The sequence below is a fragment of the Micromonospora sp. NPDC051300 genome (genome assembly GCF_044455315.1).
Taxonomy (GTDB): Bacteria; Actinomycetota; Actinomycetes; order Mycobacteriales; family Micromonosporaceae; genus Micromonospora; species Micromonospora robiginosa.
The window spans coordinates 38,925-53,254 of record NZ_JBITEP010000024.1 but is presented as its reverse complement, the minus strand read 5'-3'; the positions used below and the strand labels follow the sequence as shown (position 1 = coordinate 53,254).

Genomic DNA, 14,330 nt, shown 5'->3' with positions numbered 1-14,330 from the left:
GCGTCACCGTCCCTCGTCCGCGGTCAACCGGGCGACCTCGTCGTCGGACAACTCCTCCAGCCGGGCGACGAGGTGCTCCTCGATGTGCTCGGCGAGCCGGGCCACGGTCCGCAGGGCGAACAGCTGCTCGACGGTGACGGCGACCCCGAAGCGGTCCTCCAGCCGGGCGGTGAGCTGCGTGGCGAGCAGCGAGTGCCCGCCCAGGTCGAGGAACGAGTCGTGGATCCCGATCGGCTGGGCCCCCAGCAGCTGCGTCCACAGCTCGACGAGTGCCCGCTCCAGGTCGGTGCCCGGCGGTGTCGACACCCGCCCGTCCACCGCCGGAGGCGACGCGGTCGCGGGGGGCACGGCACCGGGCTCGCCCGGGTACACCGTGGGCGGCCCCGTCGCGCCCGGACGATGCTCGACCCAGTAGCGGCGTCGCTGGAACGGGTATGTCGGCAGCGGCACCCGCCGGCGTCGCGTCGCCGCGTGGTACGCCGCCCAGTCGACCGGCACCCCCGCGCTCCAGAGCCTGGCGAGCGAGTCGGGCACTGCGGCACCCCCGATCGTGGCCGCGTCCGTCGGCGGCAGCGTGGCCACCACCACCGGCCGGTGCTCACCGTCGTGGCCGGCGGCGAGGGCGCCCAGCCCGTCGCCCGGCCCCACCTCCAGCAGCACCCGCGGCCCGTCCGCCAGCAGCGTGCGCACGCCGTCGGCGAAGCGGACGGTGCCGCGCAGCTGCCGGGCCCAGTACGCCGGGTCCGTCGCCTCGTCCTCGCCGATCCAGCCGCCGGTCACGTTGGACACGTACGGCAGCTTCGGCGCTCGTCGCGGCACCGCCGCCACGATCGCGGTGAACGCGTCGAGCACCGGGTCGAGCACCGGCGAGTGGAACGCGTGCGAGGTGTGCAGCAGTCTCGTCGGCACCCCGCGAGCGGCGAGCGCGGCCGCGCGGGCGGCCACGGCCTCCACCGGTCCGGACAGCACGCCGACGCGTGGGCCGTTCACCGCGGCGACCGCCAGCCCGTCGCCGTCCTCGACCAGCTCCTCGAGTTCCGCGACCGGAAGCGGCACGCCGAGCATCGCGCCGCGCGGCAGTTCGGACACGAGCCGCCCCCGGGCCGCGACGAGTTCGAGGGCGTCCTCGAGGTCGAAGACGCCGGCCAGACAGGCGGCGACGTACTCGCCGATGCTGTGCCCGATCATCGCCTCGGGCCGTACGCCCCACGACATCCACAGCCGGGCCAGCGCGTACTCGACGACGAACAGCGCCGGCTGGGCCAGGGCCGTGTCCCGCAGGTCCCCGGCACCTCGCAGCAGCGTGTCGCGCAGGTCGACACCAAGCGGTCTCCGCAGCCGGCCGGCGCACTCGTCGACGACCCGGCGCACCAGCGGCTCCCGCGCATACAGGCTGGCGGCCATGCCGGCGCGCTGCGCTCCCTGGCCGGGGAACATGAACACCACGTCGCGGTCGGTGTCGGGCACCGGCTGGACCCCGGCGTCCGGCTCGGCGAGCGCGGCGCCTACGACCGCGGCGGACTCCCCCACCACCGCTCGGCGGTACCGCAGGGCCCGACGGCCGACCTGCAACGTGTAGGCGACGTCGGCGAGCGGCTGCCCGGGCGCGGAGGCGAGGTGCTCGGCGAGACGCCGCGAGGCTTCGGCGAGTGCGGCGGGCGACGCCGCCGACACCAGGAACACCTGCCGGTCCGGCGAGTCGGGGCCGGGCGGCGGGGCCGGCGGCGGCTCCTGGAGCACCACGTGCGCGTTGGTGCCGCCCATGCCGAACGAGCTGACCCCGGCGCGGCGGGGACCGGCGCGGTCGGGCCAGGTGCGCGTGCGCGGGTGGACGGTGAAACCCGACTCGGCCAGCCGGGCCCGCGGATTGGGCCGCTCGAAGTGCAGCGTGCCGGGCACGACGCCCTCCCGCAGCGCGAGCACGGCCTTGATGAGCCCGGCGACCCCGGCCGCCGCGTCGAGATGGCCGATGTTGGTCTTCACCGAACCGAGCAGGCACTCCGCGGCGGCCCCGTCTCGGTCCATCGCCTCGGCGAGCGCGGCGACCTCGATGGGGTCGCCGAGACCCGTACCCGTGCCGTGCGCCTCCACGTAGCCGACGGAGCCGGGCGCCACCCCCGCCGCGTCGAGCGCCTCGGCGATCACGTCGGCCTGGCCGCGGGCGCTGGGCGCCGTGTAGCCGGACTTGCCGGCGCCGTCGTTGTTCACCGCGGAGCCGAGGACCACCGCGTGCACCGTGTCCCCGTCGGCGAGCGCGTCGGCGAGCCGCTTGAGCATCACCACGCCCGCGCCGTTGCCGGCGACGGTGCCGCGGGCCTCCGCGTCGAAGGCCCGGCAGTGCCCGTCCGGCGACATGATGCCCTGCGGCTCGTACCGGTAGCCGCTGACCTGCGGCAGGCTCACCGCCACGCCGCCGGCCAGCGCCATGTCGCATTCGCGCGCCAGCAGCGCCTGGGTGGCGACGTGCACGGCGACCAGGGACGTGGAGCAGGCCGTCTGCACCGTGACCGCGGGTCCGCGCAGGTCGAGTTGGTGCGCGACCCGGGTGGTGAGGTGGTCCTTGTCGTTGGCCAGCAGGATGCGGTAGCCGCCGACGGAGGCGACCAGCGCCGGGTCCGCGAGCAGGGCCAGCAGGTACGTGCTGATCGCCGACCCGGCGTAGACGCCGACGTGGCCCTCGTAACGGCTGGTGTCGTACCCGGCGTGCTCGACGGCCTCCCACGCGCATTCCAGGAAGACGCGGTGCTGCGGGTCGAGGATCTCCGCGTCGCGGACACCGAAGCCGAAGAAGGCGGCGTCGAACAGCTCCACGTCGTCGACCACGGCTCGGGCCGGGACGTACGCCGGGTCACGCAGCTCGGCATCGGCGACGCCCGCGGCCCGCAGTTGCGCCGCGGAGAAGAACGTCACCGCCTCCCGGCCCTCGCACAGGTTGCGCCACAGCTCGTCGACCGACCTGGCGCCGGGGAACCGGCCGGCCATGCCGATCACCGCGACCGCGGTGTCCTGCTCATCGCCGGATGTCGTCACGTGTCTCCTCGCTTCCCGTGTCGGGGGCGTGCCGGGTGAGCGCCGCGCGCCGCCGCGCGCCGCGACCGCGGGCCCGGCGCAGGTCGGCGTCGTCCTGCTGCCCACCGCCCGCCCGCCGCGCGAGGGTACGCACGGTGGGGTACTGGAACAGGTCTATGACCTCGACGGGGATCGACGCTTCGCGGATGCGCCGATGGGCCTGGACGGCGAGCACGGAGTGCCCGCCGAGCTCGAAGAAGTTGTCGTCGATGCCGATGCGTGAGGCGCCGAGCAGCTCGGCGAAGACGGCGGCGAGTGTGCGTTCGGTGCCGGTGCGCGGCGCGGTGTAGGCGGCCGTCCGGGCCTCGTCGGCAGCCGGCGGAGCGGGCAGCGCCCGACGGTCGAGCTTGCCGCTGGTGGTGCGGGGCAGCTCGGGGATGCGGGCGACGGCGGCGGGCAGCATGTACTCCGGCAGCCGGCCCCGTAGAAAGTCACGCAGCTCGCCCGGCGCGGGGGGCCCGCCGTCGCCGGCCGTGACGACGTAGGCGACGAGCCGCTGGTCGGCGGCGGTCCCGGCGAGCGCGACGACTGCCTCGGCGACGGCCGGATGCTCGCGCAGGGCCGCCTCGACCTCGCCGAGCTCGACCCGGAACCCGCGGATCTTCACCTGGTCGTCGGCGCGGCCGAGATACTCCAGGTCGCCGTCCGCGCCCCGGCGCACCAGGTCCCCCGTGCGGTAGCAGCGCATCGGCGAGCCCAGCGGGTCGGCGACGAACCGCTCGGCGGTCAGCTCGTCGCGGCGCAGGTAGCCCAGACCCACGCACTCACCCCCGACGAGCAGTTCGCCGGGCACGCCGAGCGGCACCGGCCGCAGCTCGTCGTCGACGACGAGAAGCCGCACACCGGGCAGCGGACCGCCGACGTAGCTGCGCGGGGAACCGGTCTCCGACGCGCGCACGAGCCGTTCGGTCGAGTGGACGGTGGTCTCGGTGGCGCCCAGCAGGTTCACCACCCGCGGACGGGTGTCGGGGCGGCGGGCGAACCAGGGTTCGAGGCGGCGGAAGTCGAGCCGTTCGCCGGCCAGGGCCACCAGCCGCAGCCGGGTCAGCGCCGCGTCGGGCGGCTGCGCGGAGACGAGGCTCTGGAAGGCGGTCGGTGTCTGGCTGAGCACCGTGACGCCCTCGCAGTCCAGCAGCCGCCACAGCGCGTCCGGGTCGCGGCTCACCGGGTGCGGCACGATCACCAGCCGGCCGCCGTGCAGCAGCGCGCCGAACAGCTCCCACACCGACACGTCGAAGGTGTACGCGTGGGACATCGTCCACACGTCGTCGGCGCCGACGCCGAAGCGCTCCCGGGCGGCACGCATGAGCCAGCCGACGCTCCGGTGCGGGATCCGCACCCCCTTCGGGATCCCGGTGGAGCCGGAGGTGTAGATGACGTACGCGAGGTCGTCGCCGTCGCCGGGCTCCAGCGACAGCGGCGCGTGGTCGGGCTTCTCGAGGGCGTCGACGAGCAGCACCTCGGTGCCCGGCCGGGCCGGTGTGTCCGCGGCGAGGCCGCGGTGGGTCAGCAGCAGCGGCGCGGCCGTGTCGTCGAGGATGTGCCGCAGCCGCTGCGGCGGGGCCTGCGGGTCGGTGGGCACGTAGGCGCCGCCGGCCCGCAGCACGGCGAGGACCGCCACCACCAGATCGGTGCCGCGCCCGAGCCGTAGCGCCACCGGCGTGCCTCGGGACACGCCGGCGTGGCGCAGCCGGGCGGCGAGCCGGTCGACCCGAGTGGCCAGCGCCGCGTAGGTGAGCCGCTCGTCGCCGTCGACCACCGCGACCGCGTCCGGGGTGCGCGCCACCTGCGCGGCGAACGTCTCGTGCAGCGTCGCGTCGTTCGCGCGCGGCAGGGTCGGCGGGTGCCAGTCGCGCAGGACCGCCGCCCGCTCCCCGGGGTCCATCAACCGCAGCGCCCCGATCGGGCGGTCCGGGTCGGCGACCGCGTCGGCGACCAGCGTGGTGAGGTGCCCGGCGAGGCGCGCCACGGTCGGCGCGTCGAACAGGTCGGTGCGGTACTCCAGGTGCCCGCGCAGCGCGCCGCCGGTCTCGACGAACGCGAGCGTGAGGTCGAACTTGGCGCTGTGGTGCAGACCCGCCACCGGCGCGATCGACAGTCCGCGTGGCGCGGGTGGCTCGTCCGGCAGGTTGTGCAGCGCGAACATCACCTGGAACAGTGGGGCGCGGCGCGCGTCGGGGGCGGTCCGCACCGCCTGCACGATCCGCTCGAACGGCACGTCCTGGTGCTCCAGGGCCGGTATCACGCCGTCGCGGACCTGGTCCACGAGCGTGCGGAAGGTCGGCCGGCCGGACAGGTCGGCGCGCAGCGGCACCGTGTTGACGAAGAACCCGACGAGCCCTTCCGTCGCGCTGCTGGGGCGGTTGAGCACCGGCGTGCCGACCACGACGTCGTCCTGCCCGCTCCACCGGGACAGCACCACGTCGAACGCGGCGAGCAGCACCATGAACGGTGTGGCCCGCTGGGCCGCGGCGAGGGCGCGCACGCCGTCGAGCACCGCCGGGTCGACGGCGAACACGTGCTCGGCGCCGTCATGACCGGCGACCGGGGGGAACGGCCGGTCGGTCGGCAGCTCCAGCTCGGTCGGCGCGCCCGCGAGCGAGCGCACCCAGAACGCGAGCCGTTCCCGCGCGCCTGGCCCGTCCGCGCGCTGCCGGCGGGCGTAGTCGGCGTATTGGGTGGACAGCGGTGGCAGCGGCGCACGGCCGCCGGCATCGTAGTGCGCGACGAGCTCGGCCAGCAGCAGGCGCAGCGACCAGCCGTCGGTGACCACATGATGCAGGACCAGCGCGAGGATGTGCTCGCCGGCGTCGAGGCGGGCGAGGTGGGCCCGCAGCAGCGGCGCCCGGGCGAGGTCGAACGGCTCGCGGGCCAGCGTCCGGATGCGCTCGGTCGCGGCGGCCTCCCGCCGGGCGGGTGGCAGGTGCTCCCACGACTCGACGCGCAGCGGCACGGCGGCGTCGGCGGCGACCACCTGCACCGGGCGGGGGCCGTCGAGCCGGATCGCCGTGCGCAGCACGTCGTGGCGGCGAACCACCTGCGCGAGGGCGGTGTCGAGCCGGTCGGCGTCGAGCGGGCCGCGCAGGGACACCGCGAACAGCTCGTTGTAGGCGGCCGTTCCCGGGTGCATCTGCTCCAGCAGCCACAGCCGCTCCTGCTGGTACGACAGCGGCGCCGGCCCGTCGGCGACCGGGGCCGCCGGCGACGTGTCGCCGCCGAGCCGCTCGCGCAGCAGCGCCTCGGCGAGCGCGCGCAGCGCAGCGTCGTCCGGCCCGGCGGCTCCGCCCGGCGCCGTCATCAGGCGAGCACCTGCGCCCAGGCCGACCGGTGCTGCCGCACATACTGTCGCGCCAGCTCGATGTCGATCGACTGCTGCCGGTCCTCGGCGAGGAACGGCACGACGGTACGGAAGTCGTCGAAGACCGCGCGGGTGCGCTCCGACAGCCGGAGCCCCTCGTTGAGGTCCACCGCCTGCGCCGCGGTGAGCAGCTCGATCGCCAGTACGTACTCACAGTTGCCGATGATCTGGTCGAGCTTGTAGGCGCTGGTCGAGCCCATGCTGACGTGGTCCTCCTGCAACTGGCAGGTAGGGATGGTGTCGATGCTCGCCGGCGTGGCGAGCACCTTGTTCTCGTTCACCAGCGCCGCTGAGGTGTACTGCGGAATCATCAGCCCGGAGTCGAGGCCGGGCCGCGGCACGAGGTAGTCGGGCAGGCCGTGCTGGCCGGACAGCAACTGGTACGTGCGTCGTTCCGCGATGTTGGCCAGCTCGCTCATCGCGATGGCCAGGAAGTCCAGCGCGAAGGCGGTCGACTGGCCGTGCAGGTTGCCGCCCAGGATCACCCGGTCGTGCTCCGGGAAGAACAGCGGGTTGTCCGAGACGCTGTTGCACTCCTGCTCGATGACGGTGCGGGCATGTCCGTACGTCTGCCGGACCGCGGCGTGCACCTGCGGCACGCAGCGGAACGAGTACGGGTCCTCCCGGGCGACGTTGGCGCCCGGCAGGGTCGGGTGGTTGCTGCCGTCCAGCAGCCCACGCAGGTTGGCCGCGACGACGCCGCGCTCCGGGTGCAGGCAGGTGTCGTGCAGGATCTGCTGGTAGAAGGTGTCGGCACAGCTGAACGCCTGGATGCTCAGCGACGCGATCAGGTCGGCGGCGCGGATGAGCTCCCCACAGCGCACGATCGAGTCGGTGGCGAGGGCGTTGATGTACTGCACGCCGTTGGTGAGCGCGAGACCCTCCTTCGGCCGCAGCCGCAGCGGCTGCCAGCCCCGCTCGGCGAGGACCTCGTGGGCGTCCATGACCGCGCCACCGACGTGCACCCGGCCCAAGCCGATGATCGGCAGCGCCAGGTGAGCCAGCGGCGCGAGATCGCCGCTGGCGCCGACGGACCCCTTCTTCGGCACGGCGGGGATGACGTCGGCGTTCCACATGTCGAGCATCCGGCCGACGACGTCGAGGGAGATTCCGCAGTATCCCGCGCGGAAGGTCAGCAACTTCACGAGCATCATCAACCGCGAGACGCGCTCGGGCACGACGTCGCCGACGCCACAGGCGTGCGACACGAGATGCTTGTGTTGCAGGTCCGACATGTGCTCGGGTGAGATCCGGGTCGTGCACAGCGAGCCGAAGCCGGTGTTGACGCCGTAGATGTGCCGGTCCTGACCGGAGATCTGGGCGATGTATCGCGCGCCCTCACCGATCTTCTTGGCGACGTCGGGCGCCAGCGCGAGCCGGGGCCGCCTGGTCGCGATCTGGTACAGCTCCTCCAGCGTGTACCGCTCGGCGGTGATCTCCACCGTCTCACGCGCGGTGTCGATGGGGTCGGCGTGTGTCATGTCGTTACGGCTCCCGTGGCTCGGCAGGTACTCCGCCCGCCTGATGGCGGGCGAGCAGGGCACGCAGTTGCTCCGGCGGCAGCTCGCGCAGCTCGCGCTCGAGCCGCGCCACCTCGGCCTCGTAGCCGCCCGTCCGGTCGGCGGCCGCCGCGGCAGCCGCCACGGTGGGTTCGGTGAGCAGCGATTGCAGGGACAGTTCCAGCCCGAGCGCCTCCCGAGCCCGGTTGACCAGGCGGGCCGCCTGCAACGAGTTGCCGCCCAGCGCGAAGAAGTCGTCGTGGACGCCGACGCGCTCGACGCCGAGCACCTGGGCGACGAGGCCGGCGAGCTGCCGCTCCAGGAAGGTCCGCGGCGCCACGTGGGCGGCGCCGGTCTCCGGTCGCCTGGGCGGATCGGGCAGCGCGGCCCGGTCGATCTTTCCGTTGGCGGTGCGGGGCAGGGCCGGCAGGGCGACCACGTCGGCCGGCACCATGTGGGTGGGCACGCTGTCGCGAAGGACGTCGCGCAGGTCGGCCGGTGCGGCACCGTCGTCGGTGACGACGTAGGCGACGAGCCGTCCGTGGTCGTCGGGACCGGATCCTCCGCGCACGGCCGCCACGCACTGGCGCACGTCCGGGTGCCGGGCGACGGCTGCCTCGACCTCCTCCAACTCCAGCCGGATGCCGGAGACCTTCACCTGGTTGTCGAGACGTCCGGCGAACTCGAGCGCGAGGTCGCCCGGGCGCAGCCGCGCCAGGTCGCCGGTGCGGTACAGCACGCCGGGCACCTCCGGCAGCACGCTTGTCACGAACCGCTGCGCGGTCTGTGCCTCGTCGTCGCGATACCCGGGTGCCAGGTAGGAGCTGTGCACGCAGACCTCGCCGGTGGCGCCGGGCGGACACAGCTCCCCGGCGGGGTCGAGCACCACGACCTGACGTCCGTCGATCGGGTGGCCGATCGGCACGACCGCCGCGTCGGGCAGGTCGGTCACGACGTGATAGGTCGCGGCGACGACCTCCGTCGGGCCGTAGACGTTGACCAGCCGCACCGCCGGGCCGAGGCGGTGCCGGGTCCGCCGGACGAGCTCGGTGTGCAGGGCCTCCCCGACGAACAGCACCGTACGCAGCTCGGGCAGGGGGCCGGCGGCGGCGAGTATCTCGCGGAACAACGCCGGGATCACCTGCAGCACGCTGACGCGGTCACGGGCCAGCCACGCGGCGAGCGCGACCGGATCGCCGTGCCCACCGGCCGGTCGCAGGCACAGGGTGGCGCCGTGGCACAGCGCGCCGAAGATCTCGCAGTACGCCACGTCGAACGGCATCGGCGCGAGCTGACCCATCCGCGCGCCGGGCCCGACGTCGAACGCCGTGCTCTGCCAGTGCGCGAACTGGGCCAGGTCGCGGTGCGCGTGGGGGATCGCCTTGGGCCGGCCGGTGGAACCGGAGGTGAAGGCGAGGTAGGCGAGGTCGTTCGGGGTCACGGTCCGTCCCGGCGCGGTGGCCGGCTCGGAACCGGTGTCGAGGACCGGTCCGCGCCACGGTTCCGGCACGGGTTCCCGCTCGGATGCGCCGCCGTCGTCGAGCACCACCGTCGCGGATCCGCCGTGGCGGGCCGCGGCGGCCCGGTCCATCAGCACGACGGCCGGCGCGGTGCGTCGCAGGACGGCGTCGAGCCGGGCGGGTGGTTGGGCCGGGTCGAGGCAGGCGAACGCCGCGCCCGCCTTGAGCACACCGAGCAGTGCCGCGACCGCGAGCGGGCCGTTCTCCGCCACCACCGCGACCACTCCCCCGGACGGAACACCGAGCCGCACCAGCGCGTGGCCGATCCGGTTGCTCCATCGGTCGAGCTCGCCGTAGCGCACGGCCCGGGCGCCGTGCCGCAGCGCGATGCGTTCCGGGTCGGCGGCGGCGTGCGTCGCGAACCGTCCGTGCAGCGTGGCGTCGGCGCCGGTCGCGGCGAGGCGGTCACCGGCGCGCAGCAGCGCCGCCCGTTCGGCGCCGACCACGACGGCGGCACGCCGTACCGGCCGGTCCGGCGTGGCGCACAGCCGATCGAGCAGTGCGGCGAACCGGCCGGCGAGCCGTTCGGCCGCGCCCGGCTCGAACTGCTGCGCGCGGAAAGCGAAGACGAGGTCGACACCGTCCGCCGCGTCGCGCGCGGTGACCGTCAGCTCGGCCTCGGCGGCGCCTGTCACGTCGACGCCGACACCTCCGGTCGCCCGTTCGTCTGGGGCGGCCGGGCGGTGCCGGAACACGATGCGCGCGGCGGCGGGGGTCGCCTCCGATCCCGCGTGTGCCCGGGCCTCGGCCAGCGCCGCGTCGACCGCGGTGAGCACCTCGGGCAGGCCGGCGTCGCCCGCTTCGACCGGCACCGGCAGCAGTTCGGCGCGGGTGCCCACCTCGATGTGCGGGTCGGGTGCTCCGGGCGGCGTGACTTCGACACCGATCCACGTCTCGGCGCGTCCGGTGTGCCGCGCGAGTAGCAGACCGAGCACGGTGAGCAGGCCGGTACGACGGCTCACGGCGGCGGCGGCGCACACGGCGTCGAGGCGGGCCGTGGCTGCCGCGTCCAGCCGGACCCGCACGTCCCGGGTGGCGGTGTCCGCCGCTGTCGCCGGAGCGCGGCCGGCCAGGACCAACGGCTCGGCCGCCGCGGCGTGCCGGTGGCGCCAGAGCGCCTCGGCGGCTTCGTCTCGCCGAGCGGCGCGGCGCCGGCACCACAGTGCCCAGTCGAGATGCCCGGGAGTCTGTTCCCACCGATCCTCGGGTTCGGTGGCGGGGTCGTCGGCGGCGAGGTCGCGGCAGAGCCGGTCGACGCCGTCGTCGTCGATCACCGCGCGGTGCGCGGCGATGACGAGCACGGACCGGCCGGCCGGCTCGACCAGGGTCACCTCGACGCCGCACCGGTCGAGGTGGGGCACGGCGGCGCGGGCCCGCTCGACGGCGGCCCGGATCGGGTCACCGTCCCCCGCCGTCGACGCCACCCGAAGCTCCGGCCCCCCGTCGGGTCGCAGGGACTGGGTGCGGCCGTCGGGCGCGATGCCGACGCGCAGCATCTCGTGCCGCCGCGCCAGCCGCTGCACGGCCGTCCGCACCTGGGCGGCGGGCCGCGCCGGGCGCAACTCGACGACCCGCACGATCTTCGCCGCCGGGTCACCGGGGCGTGCGAGCTCGGCGGCGTGCCAGCGGCGCTGCGCCGTGGCGAGCGGAAACGGCGCGTCCCGCGCGAAGCGCCCCGGCGACGGCTCGGGGCGGGCAAGGCGGGCCAGCGGCAGGTCCGGGTCGCGGGCCAGGCGACGCACCAGCTCGGCGAAGTCCGCGGCGAGCGCGACGACGGTGTCGGGTCGCAGCACCGCCGTGTCGTATTGCAGCATGCATTGCGCACCGTCCGCCGATGGCGTCACGAAGACCGACAGATCGTGCTGCGCGGCGTCGACGTCGACCGGGAAGGCCGAGATCCGGAGACCTTCGCCGAGGTCGAGCGGCGGGGCGCGGAAGTTCTGCACGGCCAACGCCACGTGGTAGGGCGCCCGCCGGGCGGCGGTGCGCTCCACCACGTGCTGCAGGGGCGCGTGCTGGTGGGCGAGCGCGCCCGTGGTCGCCGCGCGGGCCCGCCCGAGCAACTGCCGCAGGGTGGGGTCGCCGGACAGGTCGCCGCGCAGCACCACGACGTTGATGAACGGTCCGATGAGCGCGTCGAGCCGTTCGTCCGACCGCCCGGCGGTGGGGCTGCCGACACGCGGTTCGGTCTGTCCGCCGCGCCGCCACAGCAATGTCTGCAGCACCACGAGGTACGCCATGAACTCGGTCGCCTGCTCCTCTGCGGCGAGCGTGCGCAGCGCCCGGACGTCACTCGCCGGCAGTTGGAAGCGGTGGGTGGCCCCGCGCAGCAGCGGCCGGGACGGTCGCGGAAGGTCGGCGGGCAGCGGTGGGGGCGGGGGGTCACCGGCGAGCTGACCCGCCCAGTACGCCAGGTCCTCGTCGAACGCGCCGGCGGCGAACGCCTCGCGCTGCCAGGCGGCGTAGTCACGGTACTGCAGCGCGAGCCCGGGAAGCCGGGCCGGTCGGTCCTGGCGGTGCGCCGCGTAGAGCTCGGCGAGCTCGGCCAGGAACACGCCGAACGACCAGCCGTCGAACACCGCGTGGTGCGCGACGAGCACCAGCCGGTGGCGTGACGGCGACCGACGCAGGAGCAGCATCCGCAGCAGCGGGCCGGCGCGGTAGTCGAACGGTTCGTCAGCCGCGGCCCTGGTCAGTTCGTCGAGCCGCGCCGCCGGCGCGCCGCGGACGACCAACCGCGGCCCGACCGGATCCACCGGCCCGAGGCACAGCGCTCCGTCGACCACGGCGAACCGCGTGCGCAGCAGTTCGTGTCGCCGCACGACCTCGTGCAGCGCCGCGGCGAGAGCGCCCTCGTCGAGCGGCCCCTCGACGTCCACGCCGAAGGCGAGATTGTGCAGGGCCGATTCGGGCCGCAACTGGTCGACGAACCAGAACCGCTCCTGCGCAAATGACGCCGCGACGGTGTCCGATAATGGCCGACGCGCGAGTTCAGGGCGCACCGAAATGCCTCCTACCGGGTCGATTTCCCGGCCAAGCTAACACGGCACACCGCGTGGCGGTGTGGGCGGAAATTCGTTGTCCCGCCGGCGGGACATACCTCGCCGACCAGGCTTGACGTTCGCCTCGCAAGCTGCACAGACTCCGCTCGTTGACATTCCTGATTCCATAACAGTCAATGTTTGGACTGCCATGACACACGTGCTGGAAATGGCTAACTTCCGCGCCGAGATGGTCGACCTGTCAGCCTGTTTCAACAACACCGCGGCAACCACGCCGGAGACCACCGGCGAGGGTGGCCTCAACGTGTGGCGCAACTCGTTTCCGATCGAGGAGTTGCCCGACGCCGGCGAGGTGTTCCGCCCGGGCGCGGTGCCGTTCCGTTTCCCGCGTACGGGGCCGGGCCGGCTGGACAACGTGGTCTGCGCCGGGCAGCGCATCGACCTGCGGCCGGCACGGTACGACTGGATCTACCTGCTGGCCTGCGCCGAACGTCGGATCGAGGACGTCGTGCACCTGCACTACCGCGACGGCTCCGTCGACGAGGAGTGGCTACGCGTCTCGGACTTCTGGCCCGCGTCGCCGCCGCGCTTCGGTGAACTGGAGGCGGTGCGCTGCGAACGCATTCACTTTCCACGCCACGTCCAGCCAGGCATCGGGCCGAGGATCTGGCAGCAACGGCTGCCCGTGCCACGCCAGGAGGAGCTCGTGTATCTGCGCCTGCCCGACAACATCGCCGTGCACATCTTCGCGATGACAGCCGTGTCCAACGGGTGGCGGTGATGAGGGTACTGCTGGACGAGCCGCCCTTCTGGTTCCACGACCTCGGCAACTGCCTGCACGACTGCCTCGCGGTCCTGCTGCTGGCGCGCGGCTTCGATCCGGTCGAGGCGCTCGGTGCGGTGTGGCAGTTCCACCACGACCCCGCCCAGGTGCGGGGTGAGGAGTTCTACCATCCCACGCCGCGGCCGACACTGGGCGAGACGATGTTCCCGTTCCACCCGGTGCGCGCCCGCTGGAGGCACCCGGCCGACGGCGCGGCGGGCTGGGACGGACTGCGGCAGTCGCTGCGCGAGGGCCGCCTCGCGATCGCCGCCGTGGACAACTTCCACATGCCGATCCGGCCCGCCTTCGGCGACGTGCACGCCGCACACCTCGTGGTGGTCTGGGGATACGACGACGACACGGGCGAGGCGTACGTGCTGGAGCCCACCCCGCCGCTGTACCGCGGTCCCATCCCGATCGCCGACTTTCTCCGCGCGCGTGGTTCGGGCAACGAGGCGCGGCCCGAGACCCGCGACTACTTCTTCGCCGGCCCCCGCATCGCGCACCGCTGGATCGACGTCGAGTTCACCGGCCCGCCGCCGGTCACCGACGCCCCCTGGACAGCGGCCGTCATCAGGTCCAACGTGGACGAGTTCCGGGACCCCACGTCGTCACCGGCCGGCCGTGGCGGCCTGGACGGGCTGCGGCACTGGCTCGGCGACATCCGTGACCGCGCCCACGGCGGGAACGCGGAGGTCGCCGCCGGGGCGCTCGGCGAGCTGTACGGCGTCGGCTGGGCGGCCCAGGGAGCGGCCGCGCTGCACGCGGACTTCCTGCGCGCCGCCGGACGCCGCCTCGGCCGTGACGAGCTGGTACAGGCCGGCCGGCAGGTCGACCGTCTCGCCAACGAGTGGACCGCGCTGCGTGTCTTCGGCGCGCACGGCTCGACCGGAGCGCTGCGCGTCGCCGACCAGCTCGGACCGCGCAGCCGACGGCTGCTGGCCGGCGTCGAGGAGGCCCTGGACCGCCTCGACGCCACGGCGGCGGCGCTCGTATCCGAACCGGCGGTAGCCGGCGCGGCCCGCTAGCGCGGACCTCCATTCGCACACGACGCGAGGA

Annotated in this window: 6 protein-coding genes; 2 read left to right on the top strand and 4 right to left on the bottom strand. The window is 74.4% G+C overall.

Annotated features, from left to right (window positions below):
- Positions 1-3: 3 nt before the first annotated feature.
- Genes ACIA5A_RS23540 through ACIA5A_RS23525 form a run of 4 tightly spaced genes read right to left on the bottom strand, consistent with a single transcriptional unit; the run spans position 4 to position 12,448 of the window.
- On the bottom strand, positions 4-3,030 hold the full coding sequence (locus ACIA5A_RS23540) for a type I polyketide synthase (protein ID WP_396766140.1): 3,027 nt from the start codon (positions 3,028-3,030) through the stop codon (positions 4-6).
- Positions 3,011-6,367 carry an amino acid adenylation domain-containing protein gene (locus tag ACIA5A_RS23535; protein WP_396766138.1) on the bottom strand — a complete coding sequence of 1,119 codons (3,357 nt, stop codon included), beginning with the start codon at positions 6,365-6,367 and terminating at the stop codon, positions 3,011-3,013. Before ACIA5A_RS23535 ends, ACIA5A_RS23540 begins: the two co-directional genes overlap by 20 nt.
- Positions 6,367-7,908 carry a histidine ammonia-lyase gene (gene hutH, locus ACIA5A_RS23530; protein ID WP_396766135.1) on the bottom strand — a complete coding sequence of 514 codons (1,542 nt, stop codon included), beginning with the start codon at positions 7,906-7,908 and terminating at the stop codon, positions 6,367-6,369. Before hutH ends, ACIA5A_RS23535 begins: the two co-directional genes overlap by 1 nt.
- Positions 7,909-7,912: 4 nt before the next feature.
- Positions 7,913-12,448, bottom strand: coding sequence for an amino acid adenylation domain-containing protein (locus ACIA5A_RS23525; protein WP_396766132.1), 4,536 nt, complete (start codon positions 12,446-12,448; stop codon positions 7,913-7,915).
- Positions 12,449-12,638: 190 nt separating this feature from the next.
- On the opposite strand from ACIA5A_RS23525, the gene ACIA5A_RS23520 reads away from it, so the two are divergent.
- Together ACIA5A_RS23520 and ACIA5A_RS23515 are read left to right on the top strand one after the other, a co-directional pair.
- Complete coding sequence (locus ACIA5A_RS23520; protein WP_396766129.1) at positions 12,639-13,229, top strand: hypothetical protein; 591 nt, start codon at positions 12,639-12,641, stop codon at positions 13,227-13,229.
- Positions 13,229-14,299 (top strand): BtrH N-terminal domain-containing protein, encoded by a 1,071-nt coding sequence (locus ACIA5A_RS23515; RefSeq protein WP_396766126.1) that lies wholly within the window; start codon positions 13,229-13,231, stop codon positions 14,297-14,299. Before ACIA5A_RS23520 ends, ACIA5A_RS23515 begins: the two co-directional genes overlap by 1 nt.
- Positions 14,300-14,330 lie beyond the last annotated feature (31 nt).